Origin of the sequence: Lonsdalea britannica (assembly GCF_002111595.1) — a bacterium.
Classification (GTDB): domain Bacteria; phylum Pseudomonadota; class Gammaproteobacteria; order Enterobacterales; family Enterobacteriaceae; genus Lonsdalea; species Lonsdalea britannica.
The window spans coordinates 65,260-83,044 of the sequence record NZ_LUTN01000002.1 but is presented as its reverse complement, the minus strand read 5'-3'; the positions used below and the strand labels follow the sequence as shown (position 1 = coordinate 83,044).

General features: G+C 56.6%; 18 protein-coding genes and 1 other annotated feature. Of the genes, 5 read left to right on the top strand and 13 right to left on the bottom strand.

The window, feature by feature from the left end; all coding sequences use genetic code 11:
• Positions 1 to 194: 194 nt before the first annotated feature.
• The 12 genes from AU509_RS01795 to AU509_RS01750 form a co-directional block, all read right to left on the bottom strand.
• On the bottom strand, positions 195 to 1,556 hold the full coding sequence (locus tag AU509_RS01795; RefSeq protein ID WP_094117508.1) for an APC family permease: 1,362 nt from the start codon (positions 1,554 to 1,556) through the stop codon (positions 195 to 197).
• Positions 1,546 to 1,788 (bottom strand): hypothetical protein, encoded by a 243-nt coding sequence (locus AU509_RS17890; RefSeq protein WP_139824004.1) that lies wholly within the window; start codon positions 1,786 to 1,788, stop codon positions 1,546 to 1,548. Before AU509_RS17890 ends, AU509_RS01795 begins: the two co-directional genes overlap by 11 nt.
• A 242-nt stretch (positions 1,789 to 2,030) precedes the next feature.
• Positions 2,031 to 2,387, bottom strand: coding sequence for a PilZ domain-containing protein (locus tag AU509_RS18930; RefSeq protein ID WP_322788415.1), 357 nt, complete (start codon positions 2,385 to 2,387; stop codon positions 2,031 to 2,033).
• On the bottom strand, positions 2,303 to 2,767 hold the full coding sequence (locus AU509_RS18925) for a flagellar regulator YcgR PilZN domain-containing protein (RefSeq protein ID WP_322788414.1): 465 nt from the start codon (positions 2,765 to 2,767) through the stop codon (positions 2,303 to 2,305). The genes AU509_RS18930 and AU509_RS18925 overlap by 85 nt, the downstream gene beginning before the upstream one ends.
• A 138-nt stretch (positions 2,768 to 2,905) precedes the next feature.
• Positions 2,906 to 3,799: a triphosphoribosyl-dephospho-CoA synthase CitG gene (gene citG, locus AU509_RS01785; protein WP_094117507.1), complete on the bottom strand. Its 894-nt coding sequence runs from the start codon at positions 3,797 to 3,799 to the stop codon at positions 2,906 to 2,908.
• Entirely contained in the window at positions 3,777 to 4,319 is a 543-nt protein-coding gene (citX, locus tag AU509_RS01780; RefSeq protein ID WP_085651652.1) for a citrate lyase holo-[acyl-carrier protein] synthase, read from the bottom strand. Before citX ends, citG begins: the two co-directional genes overlap by 23 nt.
• The gene (citF, locus tag AU509_RS01775; RefSeq protein ID WP_085651651.1) at positions 4,312 to 5,841 is read right to left on the bottom strand and encodes a citrate lyase subunit alpha; all 1,530 of its coding nucleotides are present in this window, start codon (positions 5,839 to 5,841) and stop codon (positions 4,312 to 4,314) included. Before citF ends, citX begins: the two co-directional genes overlap by 8 nt.
• 36 nt (positions 5,842 to 5,877) lie before the next feature.
• Positions 5,878 to 6,753, bottom strand: a complete 876-nt coding sequence (citE, locus tag AU509_RS01770; protein ID WP_026743477.1) for a citrate (pro-3S)-lyase subunit beta — start codon at positions 6,751 to 6,753, stop codon at positions 5,878 to 5,880.
• Positions 6,753 to 7,043 carry a citrate lyase acyl carrier protein gene (gene citD / locus AU509_RS01765; protein ID WP_085651650.1) on the bottom strand — a complete coding sequence of 97 codons (291 nt, stop codon included), beginning with the start codon at positions 7,041 to 7,043 and terminating at the stop codon, positions 6,753 to 6,755. The genes citE and citD overlap by 1 nt, the downstream gene beginning before the upstream one ends.
• 33 nt (positions 7,044 to 7,076) lie before the next feature.
• Complete coding sequence (gene citC, locus AU509_RS01760) at positions 7,077 to 8,120, bottom strand: [citrate (pro-3S)-lyase] ligase (protein ID WP_094117506.1); 1,044 nt, start codon at positions 8,118 to 8,120, stop codon at positions 7,077 to 7,079.
• A 75-nt stretch (positions 8,121 to 8,195) separates the two neighbouring features.
• Positions 8,196 to 9,080 (bottom strand): fumarylacetoacetate hydrolase family protein, encoded by an 885-nt coding sequence (locus AU509_RS01755; protein ID WP_094117505.1) that lies wholly within the window; start codon positions 9,078 to 9,080, stop codon positions 8,196 to 8,198.
• Positions 9,081 to 9,135: 55 nt separating this feature from the next.
• The gene (locus AU509_RS01750) at positions 9,136 to 10,500 is read right to left on the bottom strand and encodes a 2-hydroxycarboxylate transporter family protein (RefSeq protein ID WP_085651647.1); all 1,365 of its coding nucleotides are present in this window, start codon (positions 10,498 to 10,500) and stop codon (positions 9,136 to 9,138) included.
• Between the two features lie 427 nt (positions 10,501 to 10,927).
• On the opposite strand from AU509_RS01750, the gene AU509_RS01745 reads away from it, so the two are divergent.
• Positions 10,928 to 12,571 carry an ATP-binding protein gene (locus tag AU509_RS01745; protein ID WP_094117504.1) on the top strand — a complete coding sequence of 548 codons (1,644 nt, stop codon included), beginning with the start codon at positions 10,928 to 10,930 and terminating at the stop codon, positions 12,569 to 12,571.
• Complete coding sequence (locus AU509_RS01740; RefSeq protein ID WP_094117503.1) at positions 12,561 to 13,286, top strand: response regulator; 726 nt, start codon at positions 12,561 to 12,563, stop codon at positions 13,284 to 13,286. Before AU509_RS01745 ends, AU509_RS01740 begins: the two co-directional genes overlap by 11 nt.
• Positions 13,287 to 13,296: 10 nt before the next feature.
• Here AU509_RS01740 and AU509_RS01735 read toward each other — a convergent pair whose 3' ends face one another.
• Entirely contained in the window at positions 13,297 to 14,121 is an 825-nt protein-coding gene (locus AU509_RS01735) for an SDR family oxidoreductase (RefSeq protein ID WP_094117502.1), read from the bottom strand.
• 194 nt (positions 14,122 to 14,315) lie between these two features.
• Positions 14,316 to 14,438, top strand: a sequence feature (His leader region).
• Positions 14,439 to 14,502: 64 nt separating this feature from the next.
• Between AU509_RS01735 and hisG the strand changes: the two genes are divergently transcribed.
• Genes hisG through hisC form a run of 3 tightly spaced genes read left to right on the top strand, consistent with a single transcriptional unit; the run spans position 14,503 to position 17,785 of the window.
• Positions 14,503 to 15,402, top strand: coding sequence for an ATP phosphoribosyltransferase (hisG, locus tag AU509_RS01730; protein WP_085651643.1), 900 nt, complete (start codon positions 14,503 to 14,505; stop codon positions 15,400 to 15,402).
• A gap of 5 nt (positions 15,403 to 15,407) precedes the next feature.
• Entirely contained in the window at positions 15,408 to 16,718 is a 1,311-nt protein-coding gene (hisD, locus tag AU509_RS01725) for a histidinol dehydrogenase (protein ID WP_085651642.1), read from the top strand.
• Positions 16,715 to 17,785, top strand: coding sequence for a histidinol-phosphate transaminase (gene hisC / locus AU509_RS01720; protein WP_094117501.1), 1,071 nt, complete (start codon positions 16,715 to 16,717; stop codon positions 17,783 to 17,785). The genes hisD and hisC overlap by 4 nt, the downstream gene beginning before the upstream one ends.

Here is a 17,785-nt window from a genome sequence, read left to right as displayed (position 1 = left end):
TCAAGGCTGACCGCCGTCACGGACGACGTAAGACGCGACATGATCCGCAGGTCAACGCCATGTCCGTCAGGTCCCCCTCTGGCGGGCGATATTTGTGCCGGGCGGCCATACTTCCGACCGTTTGGCGATAAAAAAACGGCCGCCGGGGATCACTCCCTCGGCGGCCGTTCTCACGTCAAACTTACGTAGTAGAGTTAGACGATGTCTTCACTGCACTGCGGCACCGGCTGTCTGAAGCGACGGGTCACCACCGCCAGATACAGCAGGCCAATCGCGGCCCAGACCAGTCCCAACGTCATCGACGTTTCTTCCAGATTCAGCCACAGCGCGCCAACCGCCAGCGCGCCCATGACGGGCAGCACCAGATAATTGATGTGGTCTTTCAGCGTCTTGTTGCGACCTTCACGGATGTAGAACTGAGAAATCACGGACAGGTTGACGAAGGTAAACGCCACCAGCGCACCGAAGTTAATCAGCGCCGTCGCCGTCACCAAGTCAAAACACACCGCCGACAGAGCAATCACGCCGACCAGCAGAACGTTCAGCGCGGGCGTCCGCCATTCGGGGTGGATGTAGCCGAAGAAACGCTCAGGGAAAACGCCGTCGCGTCCCATGACATACATCAAGCGGGAAACGCCTGCATGTGCCGCCATACCCGACGCCAGCACCGTGACGCAGGAGAAGACCAGCACGATGGACTGGAACAGTTTACCCGCGACGTAGAGCATGATTTCCGGCTGAGAGGCGTCCGGCTCGTGGAAGCGAGAGATATCCGGGAAGAACAGCTGCAGGAAGTAGGACACCACGATGAAGATAATTCCGCCGATCAGCGCCGTCAGGAAAATCGCTTTCGGGATCACGCGTCCGGCGTCCGGCGTCTCTTCCGACAGGGAGCTGATGCCGTCGAAGCCGAGGAAGGAGAAGCAGAGTATCGTCGCCCCGGTAATCATCGGCACCACCTGCGCGTGCTCGGACCAGAACGGTTTGCTGCTCACCAGCGTACCCGCGCCCTCACCGCCGGAAATGCCCTGGATCACCAGCGTCAGGAAGACCACCATAATCCCCACCTGCACCACCACAATCACCGAGTTGAGGTTCGCGACAATGTTGATACCGCGCAGGTTGAAGAGCGTCATCAGTCCGACCAACGCCGCCACAAAGATCCAGGACGGTACGCCGGGGAAGATGGCTTCCAGATAAATTTTGGCGAGCAGAATGTTGATCATCGGCATGAACAGATAGTCCAGCAATGAGGACCAGCCCACCATGAAACCAATGTGTGGGCTAATCGCTTTCTGCGCATAAGTGTAGGCCGAGCCCGCGGACGGGAATCGACGCACCAGTTTTCCGTAGCTCACCGCCGTGAACAGAATGCCGGTCAAGGCAAAGGCGTAAGCGGTCGCCACGTGGCCATCAGTGAGGCCGGAAACAATGCCGAAGGTGTCAAAAATTGTCATGGGCTGCAAATAGGCGAGCCCCATCATCACGACTTGCCAGAGCGTCAGTGTTTTTCTTAGTTGTACTCGTTGGCTGGAAACCGCTGCATTATGCGACATGACGCATCCCTCCGTTGCCGGCAATAGACGTACGGTTCATGGATGCCGTGGATCTATTGGACACGGGAAGGCGATAAAAAACGTGGTGATTTGAAGTAGATGAAGACAGGTTGCCGCCGTCAACGGACGCTGACGCACGATCGAAGAAAGTCAACGCCGCTGCGGCGCCGTAGTCGCTGCTTACACAGCGCAAACCGGCGGGCAGCGGTACTGCTACAACAGAATGCCCCATTTCACATATTCCTCTGTTCTGCCTTCGCGGCAGGCCTAATCTGATATCGTTCCGGTACGTTGCCCGGCCCCTTCATTAAGAAAAAAGTCTCAAAAAAATAACCGACGCTATTAACGTCGGTTATTTCAGGGCGCGTATTCTGCCGCAGAGGGGGGCGAGAGACAAGACTTTGCGAGACTGTGGGAGTTATTTAAATTAAGTCACCGGGAACGTCGCGCAAATGGCCTGCCGCTAGCAAAAAATCACAGCACTCGTTTTCTTTTTTCGTGCTGTTCCAGCTCGAGCGCCATAATCACCTGCTGCAGGCTGCGTTCCTGTCCAGGCGTCAGGCACGGGAATTTGAAGCTGAGTCGCTGCACCTTTTTCACTTCGCCTTTGGCGCCGACAAGGCGGCTGACCGCATGGCCGATGAACTGCACGTCGATGCTGAACTCGCCATAGGTGCCGAGTTCCAGCGTGACGTTTTCCAGAATCTCGCCCTGCCCCAGTTGTTCCGCGACGTCTTCCTGTTCGCTCAGCAAACAGACGCCGCCGAGAGAAAGATCTTTGATCGTAAATTGGAAACGGCTGTCATCCGGCAGATTACCGCGGCAGAGCATCGGCGGCCACGCGGGGGAGTTAATGCGGAAGTAGCTGCGGCGCTGGATACGGTAGAGATCCGCCGGAATTTCGGCGCAAAAAGCCGGGAAGCCTGATAATCGATTTTCGACACCACATTCGCCTTGAACTCCACCTTCGCCCCTGCCGGTTCAGCGACAAAGTTCAGCTCTGCGTCAAAGACATCACTTCCATGCGTGGTGCCGCCGAGATCGAAGATAAAGGTATTATTGTCCGGCTGGACATCCAGAATATTGCTGATGAAATGACCCCGAGAGTGATTCACCATTAGAGCCGTATTATTTTTATGCAGCTCGCGTAGCGTCGCGCAGATCGCCAGTTTGTTTCTCTTCAGAAATTGTTCTTTTTTGGTTTCGTCCATTTTGTCCATCCCAAAGTTAAATCATTACCGCTGACAGATCAGTCCCGATCGGTCACAGCTTAGAGTTATAGGTAAGATATCGTCATTTGTGTCTCCAACTTTACGCTGGATTGACATTATTGGGATTTATTAAAAAATTTATTCGGCGGGATAATGATGCAATAACCAGGTCAGCGCCAGAAGATCGGCCGTGCCGCCGGGGCTGAGATGGCGTTCGGTTAACGCGCGGTCCATCGCCTGTAAACGTGGGTGGGTCACGCCCTGTTCCAGCAGATCGGCCGCATAGCCCTGAACGAACGCCAGCCCTTCCAGCCCGCCGCGAGACACGACGTTGGTGTCGGGGTTATGCGCCATCAGCACCACCAGCGTATGCAGCAATGCCGTTTCCTGATCGTGCTTGCGCAGCGCCTGTCGATAGGCGGGCAATGCCCAACGAGTCACGGTTTCAAAGCCGCTGGCGGCTTCTCCCCGCGCACCGGTCAGGCCATGGCGCTGAAACAACTGCTCTCCGGCCGTCGCAGAGCGACGAGATTGAGACAGCTCATCACGCACCAGATCGCGACACATGTCCGCCACCGTTTGACATAAGCTCCGCTGCGTCAACGCCACCCCGTTCGCCGCCAGCCAGCCCGCAGCGCTGCACAGCAGCCCGCAGGCGAAGATGCCGCCTTTGTGCGTGTTGACCCCTCGCGTCGCCGCGAGCATGGCCTGCTCACAGGCGATACCGACGGGCCGAACCTGCGCCAGCAATTGCTTAGGCGACGCCTCCGCGTGGGCATAGCCGACGTCGGTAAAACGGCGAAACCACGGCGTCATCGCTGCGATGCTTTTCTGAAACAACGGAACGTCCATGTCGTGATGCGCGCCGTTGTTAGCCCGGTCCACCAGACCCGGTTTTGGCGTCAGCATGACCTCTACCGTCAGCGCCTGCACCACCCGCCGGTCAATATCCGGCAAAGGCAGCGCCGCGCAAGCGCCAGAGGACACGGCAGTCTGAGCCAGACATTCGTCAGCGTGAGGAGAAATAGGCATTCAGCCTCTCCTCAATCCGGGCAATGACGTCGGGCAACGGATGCCGCCGCGAACGCGCGCAGGCATGCGCGGGCTCGTCGCACAAAAGACAGCGGCGACCGGCACGTTCCAGACGAGCGCGATTGAGCGCGCCGGACTGCGGGCAGAAAACGTCGAAGTCCCACAGCCGCCCCAGCGGATGCGAGTCTTCAAGTGACACGGTAGCGCGTTTAATCGCCAACGCATCGCCGTCCACCGCCCAGAATCCTTCCGCGCCCGTCACCGGCCAGTGCAGCTGATGTTCCGCTACCTGCCAGCCTTGTTCGCGGCTCAACGCGTCGAACGCCGCCACGGCCTCTTCCATCGCGCGGCGATACAGCGGCGAGTCCTTGACCGGCCCCGGCGTCACCAGCGTCAGCGACACCAATGGGGCGTGGTGCCGCGCCAGCAGCGCCTGCTGGCGAGCGGCACGTCGTTCTTTCGCCTCCAGCAGGTGTTCCAGCGAAACCGTTTCGGGCGACAGCGCCGTCACGTTATTCATCGTCCTCTTTCACCTGACGTACGACGTCGATGACGCTACCGTCGCGATAGCGGATCACCCCGACGATGCGGTCGTGAAACGCGATCGGTTTCGGCTCGCCTACCAGCGCCACAGCGCGTTCGTACAGCGCTTCGATCGACATGACGGTCAGCCCGGCGGCCGTCAGTTGCTCGGCCACTTCTGGACGCGCCGGATTGACGGCAATCCCATGATCGGTCACCAGGACGTCGATGCTTTCGCCCGGCGTCACACAGGTGGTGACGTGACGAACCACGGTCGGAATACGACTGCGAATCAACGGCGCCACAATCACCGTCAGGTTAGCCGCCGTCGCCACATCGCAGTGTCCGCCGGAAGCTCCACGCATCACGCCGTCGGAGCCGGTGATAACGTTGACGTTGAAGTCCAGATCGATTTCCAGCGCGCTGAGGATCACCACGTCCAACTGATCGCAGCACGCCGCCTTGGAGGTCGGGTTCGCGTAGACGTTGGTCGAGATTTCCACGTGGTTAGGATTAGTCGCCAGCGACGCGGCCGCGTTGGCATCAAAGCATTGGGTATCCAGCAGTTTCTCGATTAACCCTTTTTCATGCAGGTCGACGATGCTGCCGGTGATGCCGCCGAGGGCGAAACGCGCCACGATATTCTGCTTCTGCATCCGATCTTCAAGGAAGCGGGTGCAGGCGGTGGAAGCCGCGCCGGAGCCGGTCTGAATGGAGAAGCCGGGTTTGAAATAACCGGAATGCTCAATCACATCGGCGGCGGAGCGCGCGATAAGCAACTCACGCGGGTTACTGGTCACGCGTGCCGCGCCGACGCTGATCTTCGCCGGATCGCCGACTTCGTCGACCTGCACGATGTAGTCCACCTGATCCTGCACGATGCTGGCGGGCATATTGGGAAACGGCACCAGACTTTCTGTCAGCAGGACAACGTGACGAGCGAACTCCGCATCCACCATCGCATAGCCCAGCGAGCCGCAGCGGGACTTGCCGTCCGTGCCGTTGGCATTGCCGAACTCATCGCTGCACGGAACGCCCAGAAAGGCGACGTCTATCTTCAGTTCGCCGCTTTGCAGCAAATGCACCCGGCCGCCGTGCGAGTGGATCTGCACCGGCTCTTTCATCAATCCGTGGGAAACGGCGTCGGCCAGCTTGCCGCGCATGCCCGAAGTGTAAATCTGGCGAATCACCCCGTTGCGGATGTGTTTGACCAACGGCGCGTTGCAACTCATCAACGAGCTGGAGGCCAGCGTCAGGTCTTTGAATCCCATGTCCGCCAGCGTGTCTATCACCTTGTTGATCACCTTATCCCCTTCACGGAAATGGTGATGGAAGGAGATGGTCATCCCGTCTTTCAGACCGCTTTTGACGATGGCGTCTTGTAAATCGGCACACAGCTTGCGCTCGTGCTTCTGAGTCAGATCGTTCAGCCACGGCGTGTTGTGGTTGGCGTCGACGAACGGCTGTAACTCGCTTTTATCCGGAAACTGCTGACGCAGCGCTTCAATAATGTTGCTCATGATCCAATCCTGTCATTGCTGAAAAAAGGCCGACGTTCACTTACGCACACCGGATGCCTGGGCGCGTTCCACCACCCGGCGGGCATGGTCGATAATCGGCGCGTCAATCATCTTGCCGTTCAGCGAGATCACGCCCAGTCCGGCGCGCTCACCTTCTTCCGCCGTCTTGATCACCAGTTGGGCGTAGTCCACCTCATCCTGTGTCGGCGCGTAGGCGTTGTGCAGCAATTCAATCTGACGCGGGTTAATCAGCGATTTTCCGTTGAAGCCCAGTTTGCGGATCAGTTCGACCTCCCGCAGGAAGCCCTCTTCGTCGTTGACGTTGGAATACACTACGTCGAACGCGTCGATACCGGCGGCACGCGCGGCATGCAACACGGCGCAGCGGGCATAGAACAGCTCGGTGCCGTCACCGCGCTCCGTCTGCATATCCATCACATAGTCGAAAGCCGCGAGCGCGATACCGATCATGCGCTTGGAGGAGCGAGCAATGGACACGGCGTTGATGACGCCGACCGCGGATTCAATCGCCGCCATGATGCGCGTCGATCCGACTTCGCGACCACACGCTTTCTCAATGCGCACCAGATGTTGTTCCAGCTCGTCGACATCGTCGGTGGAGTCGGTTTTCGGCAAACGAATCACATCCGCGCCTCCGCGAACCGCCGCTTCCAGATCCAGCAGCCCGAACGGGGTGCTCAGCTGGTTGATGCGCACGACGGTTTCAATGTCCTGATACATCGGGTGTTGCAATGCGTGGAACACCAGCAGACGCGCGGTGTCTTTTTCTCGCAAAGACACGGCATCTTCCAGGTCGAACATGATGGAGTCGGGTTTATAGATGAATGCGTTGGAGAGCATGGCGGCGCTGGAGCCGGGGAGAAATAGCATACTGCGGCGTAATGTTGACATTAGAGTTTCTCCCATTCGACCTGCTGGGCATCAGCCCCGCGCAGGATGGCGCTCTGTACGCGAGCCCGGATCACGCAGTCCAGCGCGCCCTTGTCTTCCACGATAATGGTGCCGTCCTCTACGCCCAGCGACTGTAGGGTTTCATCGACGACTTTTTTGATTTGATCGCCGAACTGCTTGATGACTTCACTGTTGATCACGACGGTTAACTGACCTTCAGCAGGGGCGACCTTGACCAGCAAATCGCTGGACTCAAAGGTGCCCGCCAAGGCTTCCTTGACAATCTTCATCTTTAATTTCCTGCCTGATACATGAAAAGTGAATTACGCGTACTGAGGCTCGCAGTAACGCTGTAAATGCTGCAATGTGGTCGGCGGCACCATGTCCCGAATAGGATCGAGCTGGCGCAGCTTCAAGAGTTTTCGGACTTCCGAGGCGGAGATGGCCCGGCCTGAGTGTTCGCAGGTGCGCTCGATTTCGATCACCTTGAGCGCAGGCGCCTTCACTATGCCGTCCTGCTCCAGCCAGTAGTGCATATCCTGATTGTATTGATACGTCACCGGACAGAAGGGTTCTGTCCCGACGAAACGCTGGTTGATACCGAGCGCGGGGGCGATATATTTGCGGAAAATAATCAGGTCGATGGCCGCATGGGCCTGAGTGATCAGCTTCTCTTCCTTCAGGAAATAGCCGGGAAAGGTGGCCTTGGAAATCATGTAGTCCGAGCCGGGATGCACCGTCAGATTGGGGATGTGTTCAACCCCTTTCTGCACCATCTCCAGCCGCTCGCTGTACGGAAAGAAAGAGACGTCTTCGCGCACGACGAAGATGTGCAGCCAGTCGCTGGCGCTGGCGGCCTGCTCAGCCAGATAGCGGTGACCCAACGTGAAAGGGTTGGCGTTCATCACAATAGAGCCGATACGATCGCCGGGCTGCCGCAACGCGGACAGCTTCTGACAATATTGTTTGATGCCGATGGGCGTATTTTCCATCAGCACCGCCGTCTCGTCGTAGCTGGCGATAGGGTAAAAGCCGCAGCCGCGAAAAATGGCGATATTGTCGGGTTTAGTGTAGAGAAATAGATGGAACGTACCGCGATCGGAAGCCAGCTGAACCACTTCATTGACCATCCGCACCCCCAGATTCAGGTCTCTGAACTCGGGATCCACCGCCACGCATTTAATGGTGTTCGACGCCAGTCCCGCGCAGGCCACCAGATGACCGCAGTGCCTCCCTACCACAAAGGTGTTTACGTCATTGTCCATGCCCAACTGACAACGTGTCAGAAACTGGTGGATCTCTTCCAGCTCCTCGGCAGGGTCTTTGACATCAAGTGTGGTAATAAAGAAAGACTCATCGTCATACATAACGGTAATCCTGCTTCTGACGGCTATTCAACATAATGGCTGATAAAAATATCCCCGAGCGAACGGGGACCGAAATTAATGGGTTATCGTGGCTGACGAGGGCTGTACATCATCGATGCGGCTTTTGGCCTCAGCGATGGTGTTGCTCAGTCTGCCGAGGTGTTCGATGTCGACTTCAATGCGATCGCCGGAGCGCATAAACAGCGGCGGATGGCGCTTTTTACCCACGCCGCCCGGAGAGCCCGTGATGATGACATCGCCCGGCGCCAGCGAGGTAAAGGTGCTGATGTACTCGATCAGCTCCGGCACCTTGTGCACCATGTTGCTGGTATTATCTTCCTGCACCTGACTGCCGTTGAGGTAAGTGTGGATATCCAGCACCTGCGGATCGGGGATCTCATCGCTCGTCGTCAGGTAAGGACCGAACGCGCCGGTCTTCGGCCAGTTTTTGCCAGCGGTAAACCAGCTGTGCTGCCAGTCGCGTACGGAACCGTCCATATAGCAGCTGTATCCCGCGACGAACGATAGCGCGTCTTCGCGAGCGATGTTCTGCCCCCGGCGACCAATGACTACCGCCAGCTCCCCCTCATAGTCGAACTCATCCGAGAACTGAGGTTTCAGCACATCGGTCATGTGCCCGGTCTGAGAGTCGGCAAAGCGCACGAACAGCGTCGGCGCCGGATCGGCCTGATCAAACTCTATGCGTTTCGCCGCGTAATTCATACCGACGCACAGGATCTTCCCTGGGTTAACAATGACCGGTAAGAACGTGACATCGGACTCCGCCACATCAGGCGTTTCATCGACAAAGGCTTTCGCTGCAGCCAAGCCGTCTCCCGCCAGTAATGCTTTCAAATCCGGATAACGTTGACCCAGTCTGCTGCGCAGGTCAATAAAGCCAGCCGGTGTGTAGATGCCGTAGCTGTCTTTTCCGTTATGGCGGTAGCTTGCAAGTTTCATAATGATTCCCGTATTAAAAATTACTTATGCTTCTTTGCTTTACTGTCGTACTGACTTAAATCAGAAAGTTACCGAGGACCAATAAAGCCACGGAAACATTGATGGCACCGCCGATGCGGGTCGCAATCTGCGCGAAAGGCATCAGTACCATGCGATTGCCGGAGGTCAGGATAGCGACATCTCCTGTACCACCTTGTCCACTTTGGCAGCAAGAGACAATCGCAACATCTATGGGGTACATCCCGATTTTTTTACCGACGAAAAATCCCGTCGCAACCAGCGTCACCACGGTGGAAACGATAACGATCAGGTTGGTGATAGTGAAAGCATGCACCAACTCTTCCCACGGCGTAATTGCGACGCCGACAGCAAACAGGATGGGATAGGTCACTGACGTCTGGAAAAATTTGTACACCACCTGCGATCCTTCCAGAATCCGCGGCGAAACGCCATGCGCTAGCTTCACTAAAACTGCCGCAAACAGCATGCCAACCGGCGCAGGCAAACCAATGTATTTGTGGCCCAGCATGCCCACCATATAGAGCATGATGGCCAACAGCGCCCCGGAGGCCAGCGCGGTCACATCGATTTTACCGCTGAGTTCAGCCGACAGCGCCGGGGTTTTCTTGTTGTCGTTAGATTTGCCCGGCATCAGCTCACCCTCACCGGTCAGGTGCGGATAACGCTTGCCGAGCTGGTTAAGCATCCCCGCCAGCATGATGGCGGTCAACCCGCCAAGCATGACGATCGGCAGTATTCTTCCCAGCGCCACGCCCTGATCCATATGCAGCAGCGTCGCATAGCCGATGGAAAGCGGTATCGCCCCTTCGCCGACGCCGCCCGCCATGATAGGCAGCACCAAAAAGAAGAACACCTGGAAAGGGTCCATACCCATCGCGAGTCCGACGCCAACGCCGACCAACATGCCGGCAATTTCGCCACATAGCATGGGAAAGAAAATCCTGATAAAACCTTGGATTAAGGTGTCCCGATTCATGCTCATGATGCTGCCCACGATAATGCAGCAGATATAGAGGTAAAGGATGTTGGTGGACTTATAAAACAGCGTAGTGGAGTCAACCACGACCTTTGGCAGCAGCCCATAATACACCAGCGCCGAGGGGATAAAGGTAGCGCAAATGGCGGCGGCGCCCATTTTACCGATAATCGGCAAACGCTTGCCGAATTCCCCGCAGGCAAACCCGAAAAATGCCAGCGTCGCGACCATCACAACAATATCGCTGGGGAGTTTGCCATCCAGACAGTCGAGCGCGATTAATAGACCGATAAGAAGAAATAGCGGCAGAGGAATAATACCGACTTTGTATGTGTCCAGTACGTACCACCATTTTTCTTTCAGCGAACGCTTCACAGAGGTCTTATCCTTTACAACGATATATGAATCATCTGTCGTACTCATGCCCTATCCCCCTTACATTATTTTACCAGCCATATTAGGAGGTCAAAATCCATTATTGTGTGATAACCTTCAAATTGAAAAATGAGTTTTAATGGCACTTATGGTTTTTAAAGTTTTAATGATTAATGTGATAAAAAACAATCACTTAAAACGTTAACATTATTAAACAATTTTCATAAATATGCCGTTAATTTTCATCCCGATATCGCTGGCGGAAATATCCCCTGAGTATGTTATAAAAAAGTAATTGAAATGTTTTATGCCGAATTACTTTGCCTATGAATGTCTACATATATGCCGGAGGGTATTAATCCTGCGTACGACTTATCTGTCGGCGCTCACAAGAATGGGGACTGCTCATCCCCTTGCACTTCTTTCATGCTAGATTGAACTTTCAGAAAAACAAACTTAGTGGTGTTAGCGCGACATGGCATTTAGGCTTTCCTTTCATCTCAGACTCTTCATTTATCTGATGATTTTTTTCTCCCTGCTATTAGCGATGGGCAGCCTTTATTATTACCGCGCAACATCTCAACGCCTCTACAATGAGCTGGGCGGCCGGGCGCAGGTGCAGGCGAAAGAGATCGCCGTGATCCCGTCTCTGATCGCCAGCGTGCAGCATCGCGATATTCCCGCGATTGACCAACTGGGACAGAAATTAATACAGAACAGCGACGCCAGCTTTATCGTGATTGGCGACCGCAGCGCCGTGCACCTGTTTCACTCCTCGGATGCATCGCTGGTCGGCAGCCAGATGGTCGGCGGCGACAACGCGGAGGTGCTGGCCGGCAAGACGACGATCACCCTACGCCACGGCGGAACCGGGATTTCTCTGCGCAGCAAAGCGCCGATTATGTACGGTAATGAGGTTATCGGCATCGTCTCCGTCGGCTACCTGAAAACGCATATCGACAGCCTCTCGCTGAGTAACGTCAGCCACGTCCTGCTGGCAATAGTGGCGATCTTCATTGCGTTGTTCCTGTTTTCATGGTGGTTCTCACACAACCTCAAAAAGCAGATGTTCGGGCTGGAACCGCAGGAGATCAAACTGCTGGTGCGCCAACAGCAGGCGTTGCTCGAATCCATCGACGAAGGCGTCATCGCCATCGACAAACAATCACACATCGCCGCCATCAACCATTCGGCAAAAACGCTGCTGGAACTGAACGATCCCGCCGTGACGCTCCGAGGCAGGCCGATAGACGAAGTCATCAAGTCCGTGCCCTTCTTTTCCAGCGATGAGATGTGGACCAGCGATACCCACGACGAAATTTGCCGTTTCAATCACGTCACCGTCATCGCCAGCCGCGTACGTATCATGTTGGAAGACGAGCTACAGGGCTGGGTTATCAGTTTTCGCGATAAAAACGATCTTCACACGCTGAGCCTTCAGCTCAGCCAGGTCAAACGCTACGCCAACAGCCTGCGGATATTACGCCACGAACAGCTTAACTGGACGGCGACGCTGGCCGGGCTGCTGCATCTCGAGCGCTACGATGAAGCCATTCGCTACATCGAGGCGCAATCGCAGGGTGCGCAGGCTACGCTGGACTTTATCTCCGCGCGTTTCAGCGCCCCCGCCCTGTGCGGACTGCTGCTGGGAAAATACGCCAACGCGCGGGAGAAGGGTCTGCAAATCCTTTTCGATCCTCGCTGCCAGCTGCAGGTTATCCCGGCCGCGCTGCGTGAGACGGAGTTGATGTCGATCATCGGCAATCTGCTGGATAACGCGATGGAAGCCACACTGGCCAGCCCGCGACCGCACGAACCTATCGAAGTTTATATTCACGATAATGAGCGCGAGCTGGTGATTGAAGTTGCCGACAAAGGCACCGGTATTTCCCCGGCGATCGCCGACCGTATTTTTGATATGGGCGTCACCAGCAAAACCTCCGGCGATCATGGACTGGGGCTTCATCTGGTCGCCAATTATGTCAACCAGGCCCAAGGTGTGATTGAGGTGTCCGCCAACCCGCCGCAGGGCACCATTTTTTCCGTATTTATTCCCCGGCATCTTACCGAGATACACCAGACAGAGACCAACAGGAACACAGAGCATCATGTCAATTGAGAAAACCACGTCGTCGACGGACAAATCGGTCGAAAACTTCGAGATATTGATTGTCGAAGATGAAAAACGACTGGCCGACATTCATGCCGAGTTTATTGAAAAGAATTTCAACCTACGCATCGTCGGTATCGCGTCTACGCTGCAGGAAGCGCGGCGACTGCTTCAGCAGCATCGCCCTCGATTAATGCTGCTGGATAACTATCTGCCGGACGGCGAAGGCATCTCGTTGATCGAGAGCGAACTTATGAAGGGAATGAACTGTTCGGTCATTTTCATCACGGCCGCGAGCGACATGGACACCTGCGCGCAGGCAATTCGCTGCGGGGCGTTCGACTACATCATCAAACCCGTTTCCTACCCCCGACTGCGCTCATCGCTCGAGCGATTTATCCAGTTCGTTAAGGCGCAATACACTTACAAAATCGTCGACCAGCAGAACGTCGACGTGCTGTATCAGCTGCAGTCGAGCGCCGCGCCGACAGGTTCAACAGTAAAAGGCATTGAGGAAAATACGCTGAATTTGATCCAGCAGATCTTTCATGACGATCCGGACACGCTGTTTTCAGTCGATGAAGTCGTCGCCCGAACGGGGCTGAGCAAGACGACCGCCCGCCGCTATCTGGAGCACAGCCTGGAGAATCATTTCCTCGACGTGCAGATGCTGTACGGCAAAATTGGTCATCCCCGCCGCCTGTACCGCAAAAATAGCAGCTGAAACGGCCTCGTCAGTTGAGCGGGATCGTCATCGGGTCCGGATGCAAATACTCAAACCCCAGTTCACGGCAGATAAGCTGCCCATCGACCAGGCGCGCCTTCGCCGGGTCGCCCGCCAAAAATCGGGGCGGATCCAGGTGCAGACGCTGCGCCTGCGCAGTATAAAAAACCTCTCGGGAGGGATGCAGCGGCGCGCACAGATTGTAGAGGTGCCCGCCGCGCGGCAGCTGTAACAGCAGGAGAATAGCCGCCACCACATCTTCCTGATGGACCAGATTGACGCCGTGGCTGCCATTCGGCACGTCGAGACGTCCGGTCAGAAAACGCCCCGGATGACGCTCCGCACCCACCAGCCCGGCCAGCCGAATGATATCCACTTCGGTATTCGGCAGCGCATGCAGCCACTGCTCCAGCTCAGCAATGCTCTGCGCTGTCGCGGTTTCAGGCTGTAGCGCGCTGCTCTCCTTAACGGTGCCCTGCGTCCGTCCGTATACCGACGTCGTGCTGGTAAACACGATGCGGCGAACCCCATAGGCCAACGCGCTGTTGACGATCGCCTGCACCGCATCCAGATAGTGCGCGCCCTCCTGGGATACCCTGCTTGGCGGCAGCGTGACAATCAGCGCATCCGTTTTCAGCAGCGCGTCCAAAGCATGGGCGTCACACTCCGGCTGCGGCGTCAGACGTAGGCGGTAACACTCAATCCCGACGTTGCGCGCCGCCTCTACGCCGTCATCTGTCGTTTTGCTTCCAGCGACCTGATACCCTCGGCCCATCAACGCCAATGCCAGCGGCATGCCCAGCCAACCTAATCCGATAATCGACACTTTTTTCATTTTTCGCTCCTACCGTCACCGGCTTGGTTTCTCACCCACTATCCACGCTCAATTAACCATAGCAACAACAAATGCCCGCAGAGAGGTAAAAAACGGTTGCATAACTGACACAACTTGGTTTAGGTTAAGTCCCAGACGAAAATAAAATCATCAACGTTAGTGGAAAATATTATGTTAAGCGCTCTGTTCAACCACCATCATCACCATCATCCTGACTAGTCTTTCAGGCGATTGGTGCTGGAAGACATCTAGATCTTCCAGTGGCGCAGAATGCTAAAGAGAGCCCTCGGAAGATCATCTTCCGAGGGTTTTTTTATGGTCCCCCGTTTTTAAAAGAAGCCTGCATCAACAGGCACATCAGACAGGAAAATTGAGGTTTATATGCTGGATAAAACACGTTTACGGATTGCGATGCAGAAATCAGGCCGTTTGAGCGACGAATCTCGCGAGTTACTGGCCCGCTGCGGTATTAAAATCAATTTACAGCAGCAGCGTCTTATCGCTTTCGCTGAGAACATGCCCATCGATATCCTGCGCGTTCGCGATGACGATATCCCAGGGCTGGTCATGGACGGCGTCGTCGATCTGGGCATCATCGGCGAAAACGTGCTGGAGGAAGAATTACTCGACCGTCGCGCTCAGGGCGAAGACCCGCGTTACTTTACGCTGCGCCGTCTGGATTTCGGCGGTTGCCGCTTGTCGCTGGCGATGCCGCTGGATGAGGAGTATACCGGTCCTCAATGCCTGCAAAACAAACGCATCGCCACGTCTTACCCTCACCTCCTGAAGCAGTACCTCGATAAGCAAAACATCAATTTCAAATCCTGCCTGCTGAACGGCTCGGTTGAAGTCGCTCCTCGCGCGGGTCTGGCCGACGCCATCTGCGATCTGGTGTCCACCGGTGCGACGCTGGAAGCCAATGGACTGCGCGAAGTTGAAGTCATCTACCGTTCTAAAGCCTGCCTGATTCAGCGCGATGGCGAAATGCCGGCGGAGAAACAGCAGCTGATCGACAAACTGCTGACGCGTATGCAAGGCGTGATTCAGGCTCGCGAATCCAAATACATCATGCTGCACGCGCCCAGCGAACGTCTGGACGAAATCATCTCGCTGCTGCCGGGCGCCGAACGTCCGACTATTTTGCCGCTGGCCGGAGAGAAAAGCCGCGTCGCCATGCACATGGTGAGCAGCGAAACCCTGTTCTGGGAAACGATGGAAAAACTGAAAGCGCTGGGCGCCAGCTCTATTCTGGTGCTGCCGATTGAGAAGATGATGGAGTAATCACCATGTCGAACAGCTTCGAAACACTGATTGATTGGCAGGCCTGTTCAGAAGAAGAGCGGCAACAGCTGCTGACCCGTCCGGCGATTTCCGCGTCTGATCGCATTACCACGATCGTCAGCGACATTCTGGATCGCGTTAAAGACGAGGGCGACAGCGCCCTGCGTGACTTCAGCGCCAAATTCGACAAAGTGCAGGTGAACAACCTGCGCATCAGTCAGCAGGACGTCGACGCCGCGGCCGACCGTCTGGGCGATGACATCAAGCAGGCGATGGCGATTGCCGTACGTAATATCAAAACGTTCCACGAGGCGCAGCAACTGCCGCCGGTGGACGTTGAAACCCAGCCGGGCGTTCGCTGCCAGCAGTTGACCCGCCCTATCGCCAACGTCGGGCTGTATATTCCGGGCGGTTCTGCGCCCCTGCTCTCGACGGTACTGATGCTGGCGACGCCCGCAACGCTGGCAGGCTGCAACCGCGTCATTCTGTGCTCGCCGCCGCCGATTGCGGATGAAATTCTGTATGCGGCGCAACTGTGCGGCGTGCAGGAAGTCTTCCAGTTGGGCGGCGCGCAGGCGGTAGCAGCTATGGCGTTCGGCACCGAAAGTATTCCCAAGATGGACAAGATTTTCGGCCCCGGCAACGCCTACGTGACCGAAGCCAAACGTCAGGTGAGTCAGCGACTGGATGGCGCGGCGATCGATATGCCCGCCGGGCCTTCCGAAGTGCTGGTGATTGCCGACAGCGGCGCAACGCCGGACTTTATCGCTTCCGACCTGCTCTCTCAGGCCGAGCACGGCCCGGACTCGCAGGTGATTCTGCTGACGCCGGATCGCGAGGTGGCTCAGGCCGTCACCGTGGCGGTTGAAAAGCAGCTCAGTCAGCTTCCACGCCGCGAAATCGCCGCACAGGCGCTGGCCAGCAGCCGCGTGATCATCACCCGCGACCTGGCTCAGTGCGTTGAGATCAGCAACCAGTATGGTCCGGAGCACTTGATCATCCAGACCCGCAATGCCCGCGATCTGGTTGACGACGTCATCAGCGCCGGTTCGGTCTTCCTCGGCGACTGGTCGCCGGAGTCCGCAGGCGATTATGCCTCCGGCACCAACCATGTGCTGCCGACCTATGGCTATACCGCTACCTATTCCAGTCTGGGACTGGCGGATTTCCAGAAACGGATGACCGTTCAGCAATTAACGCCACAGGGCCTGCTTGCGCTGGCACCCGCGATTGAAGTGATGGCGCAGGCAGAACAGCTGACCGCCCACAAAAACGCCGTCTCCCTGCGCGTCGCTGCCCTGAAGGAGCAAGCATGAGCATAGAAAATCTGGCACGCGAAAACGTCCGCCAGCTGACGCCCTACCTTTCCGCCCGTCGTCTGGGGGGCAGCGGTGATGTCTGGCTGAACGCCAATGAGTTTCCTCAGGAGCCGGAGTACCAGCTCACGTTACCGACGCTGAACCGCTATCCGGAATGTCAGCCGAAGCGGGTGATCGAGCGCTACGCGGCTTATGCAGGCGTCAAGCCAGAGCAGGTGCTGGCCAGCCGCGGCGCAGATGAAGGTATCGAACTGCTCATTCGCGCTTTCTGCGAACCCGGCAAAGATGCCATTCTGTTCTGCCCGCCGACTTATGGCATGTACGCCGTCAGCGCCGAAACGTTTGGCGTCGAACGCCGTGTAGCGCAGAGCACCGCGGACTGGCAGCTGGATATGGGCTCGATTGAACGTCAGCTAGACAACGTCAAAGTGATCTACGTCTGCAGCCCGAACAATCCGACGGGCAATCTGGTGAACCCGGAAGATCTGCGCCGTCTGCTGGAACTGGCCCAGGACAAGGCGTTGGTGGTTATCGACGAGGCCTACATCGAGTTCTGCCCGCAGGCTTCCACTGCAAGCTGGCTGGCGGACTATCCTCACCTGGTGATCCTGCGTACGCTGTCTAAAGCCTTCGCGCTGGCGGGGTTGCGCTGCGGCTTTACGCTCGCAAACGAAGACGTGATTCAGCTGCTGTTAAAAGTGATTGCCCCTTACCCGCTCTCTCTGCCGGTGGCGGACATCGCCGCACAGGCGCTGAGCGAGACCGGTGTCGCGAAGATGAAAGCCAACGTCGCCGAGATACTGGACAATCGTCGCTGGCTGGCCGATGCGTTGCAGCCTCTGGACTGCGTAGAGACAGTCTTCCCCAGCGAAAGCAACTACCTGCTGGTGAAGTTCGACCCGACGACCCAGGTATTTAAATCTCTGTGGGATCAAGGCATTATTCTGCGCGACCAAAATAAACAGCCTGGGCTGGCCGGCTGCCTGCGTATTACCGTCGGCACCCGCTATGAATGTGAACGCGTCATCGCCGCCCTGAAGGCGCTTTCCGGCATCACCGCTTAA

Coding starts and splice junctions, on each gene's coding strand:
- AU509_RS01750 (WP_085651647.1), bottom strand. CDS start 10,500: ATGAGTACGACAGATGATTCATATATCGTTGTAAAGGATAAGACCTCT.
- hisG (WP_085651643.1), top strand. CDS start 14,503: ATGCTGGATAAAACACGTTTACGGATTGCGATGCAGAAATCAGGCCGT.
- citE (WP_026743477.1), bottom strand. CDS start 6,753: ATGTCAACATTACGCCGCAGTATGCTATTTCTCCCCGGCTCCAGCGCC.
- citC (WP_094117506.1), bottom strand. CDS start 8,120: ATGTATGACGATGAGTCTTTCTTTATTACCACACTTGATGTCAAAGAC.
- AU509_RS01795 (WP_094117508.1), bottom strand. CDS start 1,556: ATGTCGCATAATGCAGCGGTTTCCAGCCAACGAGTACAACTAAGAAAA.
- AU509_RS01745 (WP_094117504.1), top strand. CDS start 10,928: ATGGCATTTAGGCTTTCCTTTCATCTCAGACTCTTCATTTATCTGATG.
- AU509_RS18930 (WP_322788415.1), bottom strand. CDS start 2,387: ATGCTCTGCCGCGGTAATCTGCCGGATGACAGCCGTTTCCAATTTACG.
- AU509_RS17890 (WP_139824004.1), bottom strand. CDS start 1,788: ATGGGGCATTCTGTTGTAGCAGTACCGCTGCCCGCCGGTTTGCGCTGT.
- citX (WP_085651652.1), bottom strand. CDS start 4,319: ATGAATAACGTGACGGCGCTGTCGCCCGAAACGGTTTCGCTGGAACAC.
- AU509_RS01755 (WP_094117505.1), bottom strand. CDS start 9,080: ATGAAACTTGCAAGCTACCGCCATAACGGAAAAGACAGCTACGGCATC.
- citD (WP_085651650.1), bottom strand. CDS start 7,043: ATGAAGATTGTCAAGGAAGCCTTGGCGGGCACCTTTGAGTCCAGCGAT.
- hisC (WP_094117501.1), top strand. CDS start 16,715: ATGAGCATAGAAAATCTGGCACGCGAAAACGTCCGCCAGCTGACGCCC.
- AU509_RS01740 (WP_094117503.1), top strand. CDS start 12,561: ATGTCAATTGAGAAAACCACGTCGTCGACGGACAAATCGGTCGAAAAC.
- citG (WP_094117507.1), bottom strand. CDS start 3,799: ATGCCTATTTCTCCTCACGCTGACGAATGTCTGGCTCAGACTGCCGTG.
- AU509_RS18925 (WP_322788414.1), bottom strand. CDS start 2,767: ATGGACGAAACCAAAAAAGAACAATTTCTGAAGAGAAACAAACTGGCG.
- citF (WP_085651651.1), bottom strand. CDS start 5,841: ATGAGCAACATTATTGAAGCGCTGCGTCAGCAGTTTCCGGATAAAAGC.
- AU509_RS01735 (WP_094117502.1), bottom strand. CDS start 14,121: ATGAAAAAAGTGTCGATTATCGGATTAGGTTGGCTGGGCATGCCGCTG.
- hisD (WP_085651642.1), top strand. CDS start 15,408: ATGTCGAACAGCTTCGAAACACTGATTGATTGGCAGGCCTGTTCAGAA.